Genomic DNA, 15,815 nt, shown 5'->3' on the forward strand with positions numbered 1-15,815 from the left:
GGGCTCGCGCGCCCGCGGGGTTCAGGACCCCGGGTGCGAAGCGCCCTCGCCCGGCGGCAGGGCGAAATGGAAGGTCGCGCCCTCGCCCACCCGGCCCTCGGCGCGGATGCTGCCGCCATGGCGCTCGATGATGCGCTTGACCGAGGCCAGCCCGATCCCGTGGCCGGCGAACTCGTCCTGGCCGTGCAGGCGCTGGAAGGGCCTGAACAGTTTCTCGACATGTTTCTGCGGGAAGCCCGCGCCGTTGTCGCTGACATGGAACTCGAGGCCACCGCCGGGCAACACGCGCGCGCCGAACTCGATGCGGGCACCGGGCTTGCCGCGGGTGAACTTCCAGGCGTTGCCGAGCAGGTTGGACAGCATGTTGCGCAGCAGGGTCGGATCGCCCCAGGCCTTCAGGCCGGGCTCGACGACCCGCTCGGGGCGGTGCTCCGGATCGCCGGCGGCGAACTCCTCGAGCACCTCTTCGGCCAGCCGGCTCATGTCGACCTCGCTCGGGCTGAGCGCGGTGCGCGTCACCCGCGACATCTTCAGCAGCGCGTCGATCAGCTCGTCCATCCGGCCCGCGGCGGCGCGGACGCGGTCCAGGTAGCCCTTGCCGGTCTCGTCCAGCGCGTCGCGGAATTTCTCGACCAGGATGCGGCTGAAGCCGTCGATGGCCCGCAACGGCGCACGAAGGTCGTGGGAGATGCTGTAGGCGAACGACTCCAGCTCCTGGTTGGCCTGGCTCAGCTCGCGCGTGCGCGCGGCCACGCGCGCCTCCAGGGTGCGGTTGAGCGCGTGCACCCGGGCCTCGGCGAGGATGCGCTCGGTCACGTCCTCGGCCTGCACCAGGCCCTTGACGTCCTGCCCCACCCCGCCGGGCACGCGGGCATAGGTGAGCTGTGCGTGCCGGGCCAGGTCGCCCGCGCGGTGCAGGCGACGCGTGGCCCGCAGCACCGGCGCGGTCTCGTCGCCGTCCTTGTTCAACCATTCGATCACGTCCAGGCCGTGGTCCTCGAACAGCGACTCGAACTGCACCCCGACCAGCGCGGACGGGCGCAGGCCGACGATCTGGCCCATCGCCGGATTGACCTCGACGATGCAGCCCTCGCTGTCGAGCAGCGCCTTGCCGATCGCCGAGTGCAGCATGGTCGTGCGGAAGCGCTCCTCGCTGCGCCGGTACTCCTCGGTCATCCGGTAGGCCATCTTCATCGCCCTGTGCTCGGTGCGCGCCATCGTGAAGACGATGGTGGCGAGCATCAGCGAGGCGACGATGCCGAACAGCAGCCAGCCGCGCATGACGCCGGCGGGAATGGCGCTGCGGCTGGCCGGCGTCTCGAACTGGAACAGCCAGCGGCGGCCGAACTGCTGCAGTTCGATCTCGTGGCGGTAGACCGCCGCGGCCTCGCGCGGCGAGGACATGTACAGCACCTTCGGGTCGCGATCGGTGACGTCGGTGATGGTGAAGCGCAGGTCGCTGCGTCGTCCGTCCAGCGTCGAGGTCACGAAGGTGCCGACGCGGAACGGCATGTAGACCCAGCCGAGCATCGCGTCCTCGCGCGCGGCGACCGTCAGCGGTTGCGCGCCGTTGCGGTAGACCGGCACGTACAGCAGCGCCGAGGTGGTCGGCACGCCGCCGTCCTGGACCAGTTGCACGGTGCCCGACAGCCGCGGCTGGCCGGTCACCATGGCCGCCTCCATGGCTGCGTGCCGGACCGGTTCGGCGTACATGTCGAAACCCAGCGCGGCGACGTTTTCGGGCGTCTTGGGCTCCAGCATCAGGATCGGGCCGTAATGCCGCCGGTCGCCGTGCGGCACGATCTCCAGCAGGCTGTTCTGGCTTTCCTTCCACTCCAGTTGCAGGTCGGCCAGCCGCGCCTGCGGCACGTAGGCGGCGTAACCCAGCCCGACCATCGCGGGGAACTGCCGGCGCAGGTTCATGCCCTCGGCATAGAAACGCCACTGCAGCGGACTGGGGCGCTGGATGCTGGCGAACAGGGCCGCGCCGCCCTTGAGCAGGATCTCGTGGTTGCCCATGCGTTCGCGCAGCAGCGAGGTGATTTCCTCGGCCTGGGTGACGAACTCCGCCTGCGCCGAGGCCGTCTCGCGTTCGCTGGCGTATCGCCAGCCGATGAAGGTCAGCAGCAGCGAAAAGACGAGCACGCCGACCGCGAGCACGAGGCCGCGTCGATGGGGCACGGGGCCCAGGGTGGGGGTTCGTGTAGGGGCCGCGTCGCTCACCGCGCCAGCATACCGCCTGGCCCCGGTTTCGGGCAGGTGAACGCCCACCGCGCCGCCCATTGTGTTCCCCCCGACCGCCCCTATACTGGTCGGGCTGGTGGTTGAACGATTTCCCGGGGGTGCACTGGCTTCGACGGGGGTCGCGAAATCGCCTGGCGCATGTCGAGGGGGTAGCTTTCCTCGTAAATCCAGCTGCAAAACTCATAGTTGCCAACGACGACAACTACGCACTGGCCGCTTAAGGCCTAAGCCCCGAAACCGCTTGTGTCCGTGCTCGCGATGTAGGGTCATTATCACGGAATCGCCGGGAGTGGCCGCCTGCCAGCCCTCGGTTAACCCAAAGCAGGCTGGTCCGCCGATGCGCTTTGTGCGCCGTGCTGTCGGTGGACGAGATCTAACGGAGCACTAAACATGTAGTGCCGGGGATGGAGTGCCTTCGGACGGCGGTTCGATTCCGCCCACCTCCACCAACACAAGAACGCCCCAGTCGATCGGCTGGGGCGTTTTTCATTGGCCGGGCAAAGAGGCCGGCGACGGGACCGCTCAGGCCATGGCGTCGGCGCGGCGCTGCTCCAGGTACCAGGTGGCGGCGCCGAGCAGGCCGAGCTGGCCGTGCTCGACCAGGTAGACCGGTACGCGGGCGAGGACTTCGCTCATCACGCCCTTGTCGACGAAGCGGCTGGCGAAGTCGCCGGCCAGCAGGAAGTCGGCGATCTGGGCCGGGATGCCACCGGCCAGGTAGACGGACTTGGCGCCGAAGGTCAGCGCCAGGTCGCCGGCGACGCTGGCGAGGATGCTGCAGAACATCGACAGGGCCTCGGCCGCGATCGGGTCGTCGCCGGTCTGCGCGGCGTGGGTGATGCGCGCCGGCGTGTCCAGGCGCGGGTCGATGCCCTCGATCTCGCACAGGGCCTCGTAGGTATTCACCAGGCCCGGGCCGGAGAGCACGCGCTCGTTGCCGACGTGGCTCCAGCGCTTCATCAGCACCGACAGCACCTGCAGTTCGCGCGGATCGCGTACCGACAGCGCGGCGTGGCCCGCCTCGGTCGCCACGACGACCGGCGGGTCGCCCGGCACGCGCAGGGCGGCGCCGAAACCGGTGCCGGGGCCGATCATCATCGCCGGCCCTGGCTGCACGGCGATCTCGGGACCGCAGATGCGCCGCGCCTGGCGCAGGTTGATGCTGGGCACGGCCCAGGCCATGGCTTCGAAGTCGTTGATCAGGCGCAACCCGGCGAGGTTCGCGTCCGCGGCGGTGCCACTGACCGAGACCGACCACGGCAGGTTCGCGTGCACCAGGGTGTCGCCCACGAGCAGGCCGGCGATGGCGATGGCGGCCTCGGGACGCGTTTCCAGGCCCTGTTCGGCGATGAAGTCCGAAAGGATCGCGGCGAGGCCGGGATAGTCGGCGCAGCTGTAGCGGCGGTACCCGTGCAGCTCGACCTGGGACGCGCCCCGGGAGGCGTCGACCAGGGCCAGGCGCGCATGCGTGCCGCCGACGTCGGCGGCGATCAGCGGGCTCGAGAGCGCAGCCGGCGCGGTGCCGGTGGGCGCGGCCATCGGAGTGTCGCCCCGGCTCATGCCCCGCGCCCCGCCCGTTGACGTCGCGACGACCCGGGCGCGTCGATCGCCATGGGAACCGCTGCGGGAAGGCGCGTGGCGCCCGGTCGGGAAACAGGGGGGCAAGGGGTCGTGCCGTATTGCATCAAGGACTGCCTGCGGGTTTCGGGTCTCCGGGCGTCCATCATAGCCTCCTTGCCCGCATTTCCCCGCCCCGCGGCCTTGACCCGGTCCCTACCTGGCCTGCGGCATGCTCCCGCGATGGACTGGACGCATGAACTGATGGTCGTCGCCCATGCCGGCCTGGCGATGTTGCTGGGCGGCGCGGTCGGCTACGAACGCGAACTGAAGGACCGACCGGCCGGTTTCCGGACCCACATGCTGGTGGCCGGCGCCGCGGCCCTGCTCATCGGACTGGGCAGGCTGGCGCTCGCGCTGCCCGATACCCTGCCGGGCACCGGCGTGCTGCAGATCGACCCGCTTCGCCTGATCGAGGCGGTGGTCGCCGGGGTCGCGTTCATCGGCGCCGGCACGATCTTCGCGCGACGGCGCGACGGCGCCATCGCCGGGATCACGACCGCGGCCTCGCTGCTGATGGTGGCGGTGATCGGCGTGGCGGCCGGGCTGGCGCTGTACCTGGTGGCCGTCGCGGCGACGGTGCTGACCCTGCTGGTGCTCACCCTGTTGCGCGTGGCCGAACGCTGAGCGTTCGGCCGGCGGACGGGCGGCCCCTGCGGCCGCCCAACATCGGCACATGCTCCCCTGCCCTCGTGGCCCGAAACCAGGGGCCCGGATCCGCCTGCCGGGGCGCCGCGGCGACGGCGCGTGCAATCCCACCGGGGACCGCATCGACGCTACGAAAACGGGCCGCGTTGCCGCGACCCGTTCCGTCCACCGCGCCCCCGCTTACCGGGAGCCGGTGCGAGTGCCGTCGTCCGCTCAGGAGCGGATCGGCACCAGGGTGATCTCGACGCGGCGGTTCTGCGCGCGGCCGGCGTCGGTGTCGTTGCTGGCGATCGGCCGGGTCTCGCCGGCACCCACCAGGATGAAGCGGTCGCGCACCAGGCCCTTGCCCATCAGGTAGCTGCCCACGCTCGACGCACGGCGCTCGGACAGCTGCTGGTTGTAGGCATCGGCGCCGACGCTGTCGGTGTGGCCCGCGACCTCGACGATCGTCTGGTCGTACTCGCGCAGGGTGTTGGCGACCTGGTCGAGGACCGGGTAGAACGCCGGCTTGAGATCGGACTTGTCGAAGTCGAACGTGATGTTGCTCGGCATGTTCAGGGTGATGTTGTCGCCTTGGCGGACGACATCGACGCCGGTCCCCTGCATGCTGTCGCGCAGGGCGCGTTCCTGGCGGTCCTGGTAATTGCCGATGGCACCGCCGGCCAGGCCGCCGACACCGAGGCCCACGAGGGCGCGCTGGCGACGCTCGGTGGCGTCGTCGCCGCTGAGCAGGCCCGCGGCAACGCCGGCGAGCGCGCCGATCAGGGCGCCCTTCTGGGTGCGGCTCATGCCGCTGGATTCGCTGTAGCCCTGCTGTCCCTGCCGAGGCTGGCCGTACGGATCGTTGTAGCCGCTGGTGGTCGCGCAACCGGCGAGCATGGCAGTGGAGATGGCCGCGGTGATCGCGAGACGGATCGGGGTTTTCATGCTTTCAACCTCATGGATGGCCAGATGGACGCCGCCAAAGTAATCACATCGGCGTCTGTGGTGAGTGACGGGGCCGCGCCCCGTTCAGGTTGGGGACGGGAACGCCCGCTCAGCCCTTGAGCGCCGCGTAGGCGTCGAGTGCGGCCTGACGGCCCTCGGCGATGCCGACCATGGGCTGCGCCGGATAGTCGCCCGCATGCGCGCCGCTTCGCCCCTTCGCCTCCCAGGGCGCGAAGCGCGCGGGCAACGGAAGCCTGGACAGCTCCGGCACCCAGCGGGCGATGTAACGACCGTCGGGGTCGAAGCGCTTGGCCTGGGTCACCGGATTGAACACGCGGAAGTAAGGCGCGGCGTCCGCACCGGTCCCGGCCACCCATTGCCAGCCCAGGGTGTTGTTGGCCAAGTCGGCGTCGACCAGGGTGTCCCAGAACCATTCCGCGCCGTGGCGCCAGTGCCAGCGAAGGTGCTTGGTCAGGTAGCTGCCGACGATCATCCGCACGCGGTTGTGCATCCAGCCGGTGTGCCACAGCTCGCGCAGGCCGGCATCGACGATCGGCACGCCGGTGCGCCCGGCGCGGACGCGGTCGAGCTCGCGCGAGGACGGATCGGCCCATTGGAAGCCGGCGAACTTCGGGCTGAAGTCCTCGTCGACGCTTTTCGGGAAGTGGTGCAGCAGGTGGTGGGCGAACTCGCGCCAGCCCAGTTCGCGGACGTAGGCGTCGATGTCGCCGCCAAGCGCCGCGGTACGGCCGGTCTCCAGGGTTTCGACGATCCGCCAGGGCGCGATCTCGCCGAAATGCAGGTGCGGCGACAGCCGCGAAGTGCCGACCTGATCGGGTCGGTCGCGACCGTCGCCGTAACCGCGCAGGGCGCCGTCGGCGAAGACCTGCAGGGCCTCGCGCGCGCCGGCCTCGCCGGGTGTCCAGGCGTCCCAGAACCCGGCGTCCCAGTCCAGCGACGGCGCCAGGCCGAGCGACTCCACCGCCACGCCCCTGGGGCCGCCGTCGGTGCCCTTGAGCGCTTCGGGCGCCGTCCAGGTCGGCGGGCGGCGCCATTGCGCGAACGCGGTGCGCCAGTACGGCGTGAACACCCGGTACGGGCCGCCTTCGCGGGTCTCCACCGTCCAGGGTTCGGCCATCAGGGCGCCGTTGAAGCTTTCCGCACGCAGGCCGTCGCGCTTGAGCGCCTGCTTGATGCCGGTGTCGCGTTTCTCGATCGCCGGCTCGTAGCGGCGGTTCCAGAACACGGCATGCGCCCCCCTCGCGGCGACGATCGCCTGCAGGGTGGCCAGGCTGGGGCCCTTGAAGCAGCGCAGGACGGCGCCACGCGCTTGCAGCGAACGGGCGAGCGCCTGCAGCGAACGTGCGCGCCAGGCATCGGAGGCCGCGCCCGGATGCCAGCGACCGCCCTCGCCCGGCGCATGGATGTAGACCGGCAGGATCGCGTAACCCCCTTCGACCGCCGCCTCCAGCGCGGGGTTGTCGTCCAGGCGAAGGTCGTTGCGGAACCACAGGATCGCGACCGGCGCGTCGTCCCCGGAGGCGCGGGCGGCGCTCATGCGGTAACCGGGGCCAGCGAGGCCCCGCCGAGGTAATCGCGGGGGATGCGCTCGTTGAGGCCGACGAGGATCTCGTAGGGCACCGTGCCGGCCCGCTGCGCAACGGATTCGACGGCGATCGCCTCGCCGCCCTGGGTACCGACCAGCACCACCTCGTCTTCGTTCCAGGCCGAGCCGTCGCCGATGTCGACCATGAACTGGTCCATGCAGATGCGGCCCACGATCGGGTGGCGGCGACCACGCACCAGGACCTCGCCGCGCGACGAGAGCGCCCGCGGATAACCGTCGCCGTAGCCGATCGGCACCGTCACCACGCGCGTGTCGCGCGTCGCCGTCCAGGTGCCGCCATAGCTGACCGCATGCCCGGCCTTGACCACCTTGAAGTAGACCACCTGGGAGACCAGCGACATCGCCGGCTGGACCGACACCGTCGGTCGCGACGCCGGGTCGGGCAGGACGCCGTACATGAGGATGCCGGGGCGCACCATGTCCAGCCAGGTGTCCGGGAAGTGCAGCACGCCGCCCGAGTTGGCCAGGTGGCGCAGCGGCATCGGCGCGCCGATGCGCTTGAAGTGTTCGCAGGCCTCGGCGAAGCGCGCGACCTGGGCCGCGGTCGCGGGCGACGCCGGATCGTCGGCGCAGGCCAGGTGCGAGTAGACGCCCTTGACCTGGCACCAGCGCGAGGCCACGGCGGCTTCGATGAAGGGTCCGGCGGAATAGCTGTGGACGCCGATGCGCTCCATACCGGTGTCGATCTTCAGGTGCACGACTGCCCGCCGGCTCATGGCCTCGGCGGCGGCTTCGACCTGGCGCAGCTTGTCCAGCGAGGAGACGGTGATCTCGAGGTCGTGGTCGATGAAGCGACCGACCTGGTGCCCGAAGATCCCGCCCAGCACCAGGATGGGGGTGCGGATGCCGGCGCGGCGCAGTGCGATGCCCTCCTCCACGAAGGCGACGCCCAACTGTTCGACGCCGGCGGCCTGGAGGTGGCGCGCGACCGGTACCAGGCCATGGCCATACGCATTGGCCTTGACGATGCCCATCACCGGCACGCCGACATGGGCGCGGATCGCGCGCAGGTTGCCGGCGATGCGTTCGAGGTCGACCCGGATCCGCGTCGGCCGCTCGTCGATGGGACGGGCGGCCTCGCGGTCGTCCGGGCGGGGGCTGGCGTGGGGCTGGGTCGACATGGCGCCCATGCTAATGCAGGGCCGTGTGGACGGCGTTACTCGAAGCTGCCGGCCGAGTCGTGGGCGAGGTTGTCGAAGCGGGTGTACTCGCCGAAGAACTTCAGCTTCACCGAGCCGGTGGGACCGCTTCGCTGCTTGCCGATGATGACCTCGGCCAGGCCCTTGTCGGGCGAGTTTTCCTTGTTGTAGTAGTCGTCGCGGTAGATGAAGACGATCATGTCCGCGTCCTGCTCGATGGCGCCCGACTCGCGCAGGTCGGCCATGACCGGACGCTTGTCGGTGCGGGTTTCAAGCGAACGGTTGAGCTGCGACAGCGCGATGACCGGCACCTCCAGTTCCTTGGCCAGGCCCTTGAGCGAGCGCGAGATCTCCGAGATCTCGGTCGCGCGGTTCTCGTTGTTGCCCGGCACCGACATCAGCTGCAGGTAATCGATGACGATCAGGCCCAGGCCGTGTTCGCGCTTGAGGCGGCGCGCCTTGGCCGCGAGCTTGGTCGGCGACAGGCCGGGCTCGTCGTCGATGAAGATCTTGACCTCGCGCAACTGGCGGATGGCGCTGGTGACGCGGCTCCAGTCCTCGTCCTCGAGCTGGCCGGTGCGCAGGCGCTGCGCATTGACCCGCCCGACCGACGAGATCAGTCGCATCGCCAGCTGGCTGGCCGACATTTCCATCGAGAACACCGCCACCGGCAGCTTGCTGCGGAACGCGGCGTACTCGGCCATGTTCAGCGCGAGCGTGGTCTTGCCCATGGCCGGGCGCGCGGCCAGGATGATCAGGTCGGTCTTCTGCAGGCCCGCGGTCAGCTCGTCGAACTCGTTGTAGCCGGTGGGCAGTCCGGTGATGGCGCCGCCATTGGCGTAGCGCGTCTGCAGTTCGTCGAATGCGGTGGTGAGGGCCTGGTGGACGCTGGTGAAGTCGTTCTTGCCGTTGTTGCTGGCCTGGGCGATCGCCAGCACCTGTCGCTCGGCTTCGTCCAGGATCTCGCTGCTGTCGCGGCCGTCGGGCTGGTAGCCGTCGTTGACGATGTCGGTGCCGACGTCGATCAGCTGGCGCAGGATGGCCTTGTCGCGGACGATCTCGGCGTAGGCGCGGATATTCGCCGCCGACGGTGTCGTGCTGGCCAGTTCGATCAGGTAGGCACCGCCGGCGACCTGCTCGCCCAGGCCCATCGATTCGAACCATTCGCCCAGGGTCACGGCGTCGTAGGGGCGGGCCTTCTGCGCGAGCTCGTTGATCGCGCGGAAGATCAGCTGGTGGTCGCGGCGGTAGAAGTCGGACTCGCTGAGCTGGTCGACGATGCGGTCGTAGGCCTCCGGGGCCAGCATCAGCCCGCCCAGCACCGCCTGCTCGGCCTCGATGGACTGCGGCGGCAGGCGCAACTGGTCCAGGCGCTGTTCGGCCCGCGTATCGAAACGTTTGTCGCCGCGCGGTTCGTTACGGAAGCCGGGTCGTGCATTCATGGACGCTGGGAGCTCCTGGACGGGATGCCGCCCCGGCGGCGCCGGGGCGAAGACGGAACGCGGGTTGGGCATCCTAGCCCCGGGGGCACGCGCAGGGTTGCAGACAGATCTGTGACCAAGCTGTGGATAAGCCGGTATCAACCGGTGGACAGCCTGTGCGTGCGGACGCTCGACATGCTTTAGCGCAGTCCCGTCTCACCAAGGGAGACGGGACTGCGCCGCGAGGGCCCGAAACGACGGCGGGCGCCCTGGGGCGCCCGCCGGGTGGAGCCGTTGGCGCCGGGATCAGGCGGCTTCGGCTTCCACGACGACCTTGACGGTGACGTCGATGTCGGCGTGCAGGTGCACGACGACGTCGTACTCGCCGACGTGGCGGATGGCGCCCTCGCCCATGATGACCTCGGACTTCTCGACCGGCAGGCCGTTCTTGGTCAGGGCCTCGGCGATGTCGCGCGTGGTCACCGAACCGTACAGCTTGCCTTCGGTCGCGGCGTTGGCGTAGATGGTGACGCTGGCGTCTTCCAGCTTGGCCTGGCGGGACACAGCCTCGTCATGGATGGCCTGGGCCTTGGCTTCGTACTCGGCGCGGCGCGCCTCGAACTCTTCCAGGTTGCTGGCGGTGGCCGGCACGGCCTTGCCCTGCGGGACCAGGAAGTTGCGGCCGTAGCCCGGCTTGACGTCGACCTTGTCGCCGAGCTTGCCGAGGTTCTGCACGTTCTGCAGGAGGATCAGTTGCATGGTATTGCTCCGTATTCGTTAGCGGGGCGCGCGGCCCCGCAGCGGGTGCTGTCCGAATGGTGGGACGCGTGGCGGTGCCCTCGGGCGCCGCCGCGGTCGGCATCAGGCGTTGTGGTTGTCGGTGTACGGGATCAGGGCCAGGAAACGGGCGCGCTTGACGGCCGTCGCCAGCTGGCGCTGGTACTTCGACTTGGTACCGGTCACGCGGCTCGGCACGATCTTGCCGGTCTCGGTGAGGTACTGGCGCAGGGTGTTGAGATCCTTGTAGTCGATCTCCTTGACACCCTCGGCGGTGAACTTGCAGAACTTGCGGCGGCGGAAGAACTTGGACATGTGGGCGATCCTCAGGCGGCTTCGGCGTTGTCGTCGGAATCGGCGTCGTTGGAATCGCCGTCGTTGTTGCTGTCGTTGCTGTCGGTGTTGTCGTCGTCACGGCGACGACGCTCCGAACGCTCCGGCTTGTCGCTCTTCTCGTCCTTGAACTTCATGATCAGGGACTGCTCGGTGTCGGCCTCGTCGCGCTTCATGACCAGGTGGCGCAGCACCGCGTCGTTGAAGCGGAAACCGTCGACCAGCTCGTTCAGCGCGGCCTGGTCGCACTCGATGTTGAGCAGGACGTAGTGGGCCTTGACGAGGTTCTGGATCGGATAGGCCAGCTGGCGGCGGCCCCAGTCCTCCAGGCGGTGGATCTTGCCTTCGCCGGCTTCGATCAGGCCCTTGTAGCGCTCGATCATGGCCGGGACCTGCTCGCTCTGGTCGGGATGGACCAGGAACACGACTTCGTAGTGACGCATCGGTTTTTTCCTCTCGGATGATGGCCAGCGCGGGGCTGGCCGGATCAGCCCCCCGGCGCCCGGGATGGACGCGGTGGAGCAAGGTCCCCCGCCTTGGTGGCGAGGGAGCCGGCAATTATCGCAGCATCAATGACTTGAGGGCAACCACGGGCGCCCCTGCCCCGTTCAGGCGGGCGGGGCCGTGGTTCGCCGGGCGTCGATCCAGGCGTCGATGTGGCGTTCCAGGGTATCCAGCGGCACCGAGCCGGTCTCCAGCACGGCGTCGTTGAAGTCGCGCAGGTCGAAGCGCTCGCCCAGCGCCTCGCGGGCGCGCTCGCGCAGCGCCGAGATCTTCATCTGGCCGATCTTGTAGGCCAGCGCCTGGCCCGGCCAGGCGATGTAGCGGTCGATCTCGTTGGTCACGTCCTGCAGGGTCTTGGGCGAGTTGGCCATGAAGTAGTCGATCGCCTGTTGGCGGCTCCAGCCCTTGCTGTGCATGCCGGTGTCGACCACCAGGCGGACCGCGCGCCACATGTCGTAGGCCAGCTGGCCCATGCGGTCGTAGGGGTCCTCGTACAAGCCCATGTCGTAGCCCAGCCGCTCGGCGTACAGGCCCCAGCCCTCGCCGTAGGCCACGAAGTAGGCGACGCGGCGGAACATCGGCACGTCGGGCATCTCCATGCCCAGGGCGAACTGGAAATGATGCCCCGGCACGGCCTCGTGCAGGCTCAGGGCCATCATCTCCCACTTCGGTCGGACCTCGGGGCGGTAGAGGTTGACGTAGTAGTAGCCCGCGCGGCTGCCGTCGACGGCGCCGGGCTGGTAGTAGGCCGTGGTGGTGTCGGGGGCGACGTTGTCGGGGATGGGGCGAACGCCGTAGGGTAGCCGCGGCAGGGTCCGGAACACCTTCACCAGTTCCGGGTCGATGCGCTTGGAGACGTCGCGATACCCGGCCAGCAGGGCCTCCGGGCTGTCGTGGAAGAACTCCGGCGCGGTTCGCAGGAGGGTGAAGAAGTCGGCCAGGCTGCCCTTGAAACCCACCTCCTCGCGCACCTGTTCCATCTCGGCGCGGATCCGAGCCACCTCGCGCAGGCCGATGCCATGGATCTCGTCCGCCGACAGGCCGGTGGTGGTGTAGTAGCCGGCGACGAAGTCGTAGTAGGCGCGCCCGTCGGGCAGGTCGGCCGCGGCGATGCCGCTGCGGGTACCCGGGAGGTATTCGTCGTTGAAGAAGGCGTCGAAGGCCCGATACGCCGGGACCACCGCGTCCGCGATCACCTGCCTCGCGCGGGCCTGGAGGTCCGCTCGCGTTGCGACCGGAATGGTATCGGGCATCCGCTCGAACGGGCCGTAGAACGGGCTCCGGGCGGGGTCGTCGACGAGTTGCGCGTCGATCTGCGACGGCACGCGTTCCATCAGCACCCGGGGCGGCGTGTTCCCGGCGGCCAGGCCTTCGCGCATGAGCGCCGTGGTCTGTGCGACCAGGGTCGGGATGCCCGCCAGCCGCGCGAGCCAGTCCTCGTAGTCCTTTTCGCTCTTGAACGGCAGCACCTCGGCGATGCCCTCGGCATTCTGGATGCCGCCGCGCTGGCTCACCGGTCGCTGCCACTCCCGGAACGCCTGGCGTTCGACCGCCCGCTCCTGCTGCCACAGGAAGACGTCGTAGTTCAGCCGCTCGGCCTCGTCCAGGGCCGCGCGGTCGACCCGACGGAGGCGCGCGAGCACCTCGCGCTCGTGCGCTTCGCGCGCGGCGATGGCCTCCAGGCTCTCGTCGGTCCAGCGGTCGTTGTAACGCGCGTCGCCGTTGTAGCTCGCCGACTCGGGCGACTCGCGCAGGCCGCGTTCCCATTCGGCTTCATAAAGCTGGTGCAGCGCTTCCACGGTCGCATCGCGAACGGTCGCGGCTTGACCGCTCGCGGCGGCATGCACGGGCAACGACGGGACGGCCAGGCCGGCGGCGATCGCCAGCCCAAGGATCAGGGATCGGGACACGTGGGTCCTCCGGGGTTCGAACCTCCCCGGAGTCTAGCCGGATGGCGCGTGGCGGGCGCGGTCAGGCGCCCAGTTCGGGCAGGGCCTCGGTGGTGAAGCTCTCGCCGCAGCCGCAGGCCTCGGCCACGTTCGGGTTGTGGAACACGAACTGTTCGCCCAGGCGCTGGTTGACCACGTCGATGCGCGTGCCATCGACCAGCGGCAGGCTGGTGGCGTCGACGTAGATGCGCACGCCCTCGTGGTCGAAGACGGTGTCGCCGGGCTTTTCCTCGCGGGCCAGGTCGGCGACGTGCTGCCAGCCCGAACAGCCGGTCCGGGTCACGCCGAAGCGCAGGCCCAGCGCCGACGCATCGGCGTCCAGGAAGCGCTGGACTCGGGCAAGGGCGGCGGGGGCGAGCGTGACGGCCATGGGGGACTCCATCGGGATGGGACGATTATAGGCCCTGCGCGCCGCGGGGTCGGGCACCGGGGATCGCACGTTGTGTTGCAGTCATGCGATGGCTGGCGCGGCACCCTCGCCTGCACGCCCGCACACCCGTTAGACTTGACGGCTCACATATCGGCCCGGAACGGCAAGGATTCAAGGCATGGCGGTGCTCAGCCCATGACGATCATCAGCGTTGAACACGCGCTCGCAGGCAAGCTGCCGGTCGGCGGCGAAGTCACCGTGCGCGGCTGGGTGCGCACCCGGCGCGATTCCAAGGCCGGCCTGAGCTTCGTCAACGTCAGCGACGGCTCCTGCTTCGCGCCGATCCAGGTCGTCGCGCCGGCCTCGCTCGACAACTACGAATCCGAGGTCAAGCACCTCACCGCGGGCTGCTCGGTCATCGCCACCGGCGAGCTCGTGCAGTCCCAGGGCAAGGGCCAGGGCTTCGAGATCCAGGCGAGCGCGATCGAAGTGGTTGGCTGGGTCGACGACCCGGAAACCTACCCCATCCAGCCCAAGCCGCACTCGCTGGAGTTCCTGCGCGAAGTCGCGCACCTGCGCCCACGCACCAACCTCTTCGGGGCGGTCACCCGCATCCGCCACTGCCTGGCGCAGGCGGTGCACCGTTTCTTCCACGAGAACGGCTACTACTGGATCAGCACGCCGATCGTGACCACCTCCGACGCCGAAGGCGCCGGGCAGATGTTCCGGGTCTCCACCCTGGACATGGCTAACCTGCCGCGCGACAAGGCGGGCAACGTCGACTTCAGCCGCGATTTCTTCGGCAAGGAAGCGTTCCTCACCGTTTCCGGCCAGCTCAACGTCGAGGGCTACTGCCTGGCCCTGAGCAAGGTCTACACCTTCGGGCCGACCTTCCGCGCCGAAAACAGCCACACCACCCGGCACCTGGCCGAGTTCTGGATGGTCGAGCCGGAGATCGCCTTCGCCGACCTGATGGAGAACGCCCGCGTCGCGGAGCAGTTCCTGAAGTACCTGTTCCGTGCGGTGCTCGACGAGCGCGGCGACGACATGGCCTTCATCGCCGAACGCGTGCAGAAGGACGCGGTGAGCCGCCTTGAGGCCTTCGTCAACGCGCCGTTCGAGCGCATCGACTACACCGACGCGGTGGCCCTGCTGCAGAAGTCGGGCCACAAGTTCGAGTTCCCGGTGGAATGGGGCCTGGACCTGCAGACCGAGCACGAGCGCTGGCTGACCGAGCAGCACGTCGGCCGCCCGGTGGTGGTCACCAATTACCCCGAGCACATCAAGGCCTTCTACATGCGCCTGAACGACGACGGCAAGACCGTCGCGGCGATGGACGTACTGGCGCCGGGCATCGGCGAGATCATCGGCGGCGCCCAGCGCGAGGAACGCCTGGACGTGCTCGACGCGCGCATGGCTCAGTTCGGCCTCGATGGCGAGCACTACGGCTGGTACCGCGATTTCCGGCGGTACGGCAGCGTGCCGCACGCGGGCTTCGGGCTCGGTTTCGAGCGCCTGGTGGTCTACGTCTGCGGACTGGCCAACATCCGCGATGCCATCCCCTACCCGCGCGCGCCCGGCCAGGCGGAGTTCTGAACATGCCCCACCCCACCCAGCCACGCCCGACACGATGATCCTGTTCCTCGCCCTGCTGTTCGTCGCCATCGCGATCGCCGGCTTCACGGCGCTGCTGATCTTCTGGCCGCTGGCGCTGGTGCACATCCGCGACCGCCATCCGCGGCTCCAGGAGACGCTCGGGCCGGGCGCCTTCTTCAAGCCGGCGGCGCTGGGATGGTTGCTGCGCCGCGGCTACGCATCGGCCGGCGACCGCAACCTCGATGGACTGGCGACGCCCGCGCGCTGGTCCCTGCTTACCATCCTCGGCGGCCTGGCCATGGCCGGACTGCTGTGGCTGCTTTCGGAGCTGGTCGCATGAGTGGCGTGCCCGCCCCCGCCACCCAGGGGCAATGGTGGCTGGCCACCCTGGGCCGGACCGTGATCTGGGCGCGGCTGCGCGTGCGCGAGGCCGGTACCGCGGAAGTGTTCGACAGCGATGGCAATACCCTCACCTACGACAGCGAGGACAGCGCCCGCGCCGCCCTGCTCGACGCCGAGTTCGTCGAACGCGAGGGGCTGAACGAGGACGATGCGCAAGCCCGAGGCTTCCTGCTCGATGAACTGGAGCCGCCCCAGGCCGAGGACGACGAACACCTGCGCGCCCGGATGGTCAGCCAGCTGCCCTCCCGTCACTGACCTGCA

15 protein-coding genes and 1 other RNA gene are annotated in these 15,815 nt (G+C 69.5%); 5 read left to right on the forward strand and 11 right to left on the reverse strand.

Features of this window, described 5'->3' with window-relative positions:
* Positions 1 to 21: 21 nt before the first annotated feature.
* Positions 22 to 2,181: a CHASE domain-containing protein gene (locus tag H4F98_RS01970; RefSeq protein WP_182684988.1), complete on the reverse strand. Its 2,160-nt coding sequence runs from the start codon at positions 2,179 to 2,181 to the stop codon at positions 22 to 24.
* 157 nt (positions 2,182 to 2,338) lie between these two features.
* On the opposite strand from H4F98_RS01970, the gene ssrA reads away from it, so the two are divergent.
* Positions 2,339 to 2,693, forward strand: a transfer-messenger RNA (tmRNA) gene (gene ssrA / locus H4F98_RS01975).
* 73 nt (positions 2,694 to 2,766) lie between these two features.
* Here the strand turns inward: ssrA and H4F98_RS01980 are convergent.
* On the reverse strand, positions 2,767 to 3,804 hold the full coding sequence (locus H4F98_RS01980) for a glucokinase (RefSeq protein ID WP_246372754.1): 1,038 nt from the start codon (positions 3,802 to 3,804) through the stop codon (positions 2,767 to 2,769).
* Positions 3,805 to 4,044: 240 nt separating this feature from the next.
* Here H4F98_RS01980 and H4F98_RS01985 point away from each other — a divergent pair, with 240 nt between their 5' ends.
* Complete coding sequence (locus H4F98_RS01985) at positions 4,045 to 4,488, forward strand: MgtC/SapB family protein (RefSeq protein WP_182684989.1); 444 nt, start codon at positions 4,045 to 4,047, stop codon at positions 4,486 to 4,488.
* A 234-nt stretch (positions 4,489 to 4,722) separates the two neighbouring features.
* On the opposite strand, the gene H4F98_RS01990 is transcribed toward H4F98_RS01985, so the two are convergent.
* From H4F98_RS01990 to H4F98_RS02030, 9 genes are all read right to left on the reverse strand, one after another.
* Complete coding sequence (locus tag H4F98_RS01990) at positions 4,723 to 5,436, reverse strand: YiaD family glycine zipper/OmpA-like lipoprotein (protein ID WP_182684990.1); 714 nt, start codon at positions 5,434 to 5,436, stop codon at positions 4,723 to 4,725.
* Between the two features lie 109 nt (positions 5,437 to 5,545).
* The gene (locus H4F98_RS01995) at positions 5,546 to 6,994 is read right to left on the reverse strand and encodes a cryptochrome/photolyase family protein (protein ID WP_182684991.1); all 1,449 of its coding nucleotides are present in this window, start codon (positions 6,992 to 6,994) and stop codon (positions 5,546 to 5,548) included.
* Entirely contained in the window at positions 6,991 to 8,184 is a 1,194-nt protein-coding gene (gene alr, locus H4F98_RS02000) for an alanine racemase (RefSeq protein WP_182684992.1), read from the reverse strand. Before alr ends, H4F98_RS01995 begins: the two co-directional genes overlap by 4 nt.
* 35 nt (positions 8,185 to 8,219) lie before the next feature.
* Entirely contained in the window at positions 8,220 to 9,644 is a 1,425-nt protein-coding gene (locus tag H4F98_RS02005) for a replicative DNA helicase (RefSeq protein WP_141518907.1), read from the reverse strand.
* Between the two features lie 285 nt (positions 9,645 to 9,929).
* The gene (rplI, locus tag H4F98_RS02010; protein WP_182684993.1) at positions 9,930 to 10,382 is read right to left on the reverse strand and encodes a 50S ribosomal protein L9; all 453 of its coding nucleotides are present in this window, start codon (positions 10,380 to 10,382) and stop codon (positions 9,930 to 9,932) included.
* 102 nt (positions 10,383 to 10,484) lie between these two features.
* Entirely contained in the window at positions 10,485 to 10,715 is a 231-nt protein-coding gene (gene rpsR, locus H4F98_RS02015) for a 30S ribosomal protein S18 (RefSeq protein ID WP_031372470.1), read from the reverse strand.
* A gap of 11 nt (positions 10,716 to 10,726) precedes the next feature.
* On the reverse strand, positions 10,727 to 11,176 hold the full coding sequence (gene rpsF / locus H4F98_RS02020; protein WP_182684994.1) for a 30S ribosomal protein S6: 450 nt from the start codon (positions 11,174 to 11,176) through the stop codon (positions 10,727 to 10,729).
* A 165-nt stretch (positions 11,177 to 11,341) separates the two neighbouring features.
* Positions 11,342 to 13,147, reverse strand: a complete 1,806-nt coding sequence (locus tag H4F98_RS02025; RefSeq protein WP_220479049.1) for a DUF885 domain-containing protein — start codon at positions 13,145 to 13,147, stop codon at positions 11,342 to 11,344.
* A 61-nt stretch (positions 13,148 to 13,208) separates the two neighbouring features.
* Positions 13,209 to 13,556 carry a HesB/IscA family protein gene (locus tag H4F98_RS02030; RefSeq protein ID WP_182684995.1) on the reverse strand — a complete coding sequence of 116 codons (348 nt, stop codon included), beginning with the start codon at positions 13,554 to 13,556 and terminating at the stop codon, positions 13,209 to 13,211.
* 195 nt (positions 13,557 to 13,751) lie between these two features.
* Between H4F98_RS02030 and asnS the strand changes: the two genes are divergently transcribed.
* Genes asnS through H4F98_RS02045 form a run of 3 tightly spaced genes read left to right on the forward strand, consistent with a single transcriptional unit; the run spans position 13,752 to position 15,809 of the window.
* Positions 13,752 to 15,152, forward strand: coding sequence for an asparagine--tRNA ligase (asnS, locus tag H4F98_RS02035; protein ID WP_182684996.1), 1,401 nt, complete (start codon positions 13,752 to 13,754; stop codon positions 15,150 to 15,152).
* 34 nt (positions 15,153 to 15,186) lie between these two features.
* Entirely contained in the window at positions 15,187 to 15,492 is a 306-nt protein-coding gene (locus H4F98_RS02040) for a hypothetical protein (protein ID WP_182684997.1), read from the forward strand.
* Positions 15,489 to 15,809, forward strand: a complete 321-nt coding sequence (locus H4F98_RS02045) for a hypothetical protein (protein ID WP_182684998.1) — start codon at positions 15,489 to 15,491, stop codon at positions 15,807 to 15,809. Before H4F98_RS02040 ends, H4F98_RS02045 begins: the two co-directional genes overlap by 4 nt.
* Positions 15,810 to 15,815 lie beyond the last annotated feature (6 nt).

Source organism: Marilutibacter spongiae (genome assembly GCF_014145325.1).
In the GTDB taxonomy this organism is placed as follows: Bacteria; Pseudomonadota; Gammaproteobacteria; order Xanthomonadales; family Xanthomonadaceae; genus Marilutibacter; species Marilutibacter spongiae.

Excerpts from the sequence above, each read along its gene's own strand:
- H4F98_RS01980 (WP_246372754.1), bottom strand. The coding sequence starts at position 3,804 with ATGAGCCGGGGCGACACTCCGATGGCCGCGCCCACCGGCACCGCGCCG.
- H4F98_RS01985 (WP_182684989.1), top strand. The coding sequence starts at position 4,045 with ATGGACTGGACGCATGAACTGATGGTCGTCGCCCATGCCGGCCTGGCG.
- H4F98_RS01990 (WP_182684990.1), bottom strand. The coding sequence starts at position 5,436 with ATGAAAACCCCGATCCGTCTCGCGATCACCGCGGCCATCTCCACTGCC.
- H4F98_RS01995 (WP_182684991.1), bottom strand. The coding sequence starts at position 6,994 with ATGAGCGCCGCCCGCGCCTCCGGGGACGACGCGCCGGTCGCGATCCTG.
- alr (WP_182684992.1), bottom strand. The coding sequence starts at position 8,184 with ATGTCGACCCAGCCCCACGCCAGCCCCCGCCCGGACGACCGCGAGGCC.
- H4F98_RS02005 (WP_141518907.1), bottom strand. The coding sequence starts at position 9,644 with ATGAATGCACGACCCGGCTTCCGTAACGAACCGCGCGGCGACAAACGT.
- rplI (WP_182684993.1), bottom strand. The coding sequence starts at position 10,382 with ATGCAACTGATCCTCCTGCAGAACGTGCAGAACCTCGGCAAGCTCGGC.
- rpsR (WP_031372470.1), bottom strand. The coding sequence starts at position 10,715 with ATGTCCAAGTTCTTCCGCCGCCGCAAGTTCTGCAAGTTCACCGCCGAG.
- rpsF (WP_182684994.1), bottom strand. The coding sequence starts at position 11,176 with ATGCGTCACTACGAAGTCGTGTTCCTGGTCCATCCCGACCAGAGCGAG.
- H4F98_RS02030 (WP_182684995.1), bottom strand. The coding sequence starts at position 13,556 with ATGGCCGTCACGCTCGCCCCCGCCGCCCTTGCCCGAGTCCAGCGCTTC.
- asnS (WP_182684996.1), top strand. The coding sequence starts at position 13,752 with ATGACGATCATCAGCGTTGAACACGCGCTCGCAGGCAAGCTGCCGGTC.
- H4F98_RS02040 (WP_182684997.1), top strand. The coding sequence starts at position 15,187 with ATGATCCTGTTCCTCGCCCTGCTGTTCGTCGCCATCGCGATCGCCGGC.
- H4F98_RS02045 (WP_182684998.1), top strand. The coding sequence starts at position 15,489 with ATGAGTGGCGTGCCCGCCCCCGCCACCCAGGGGCAATGGTGGCTGGCC.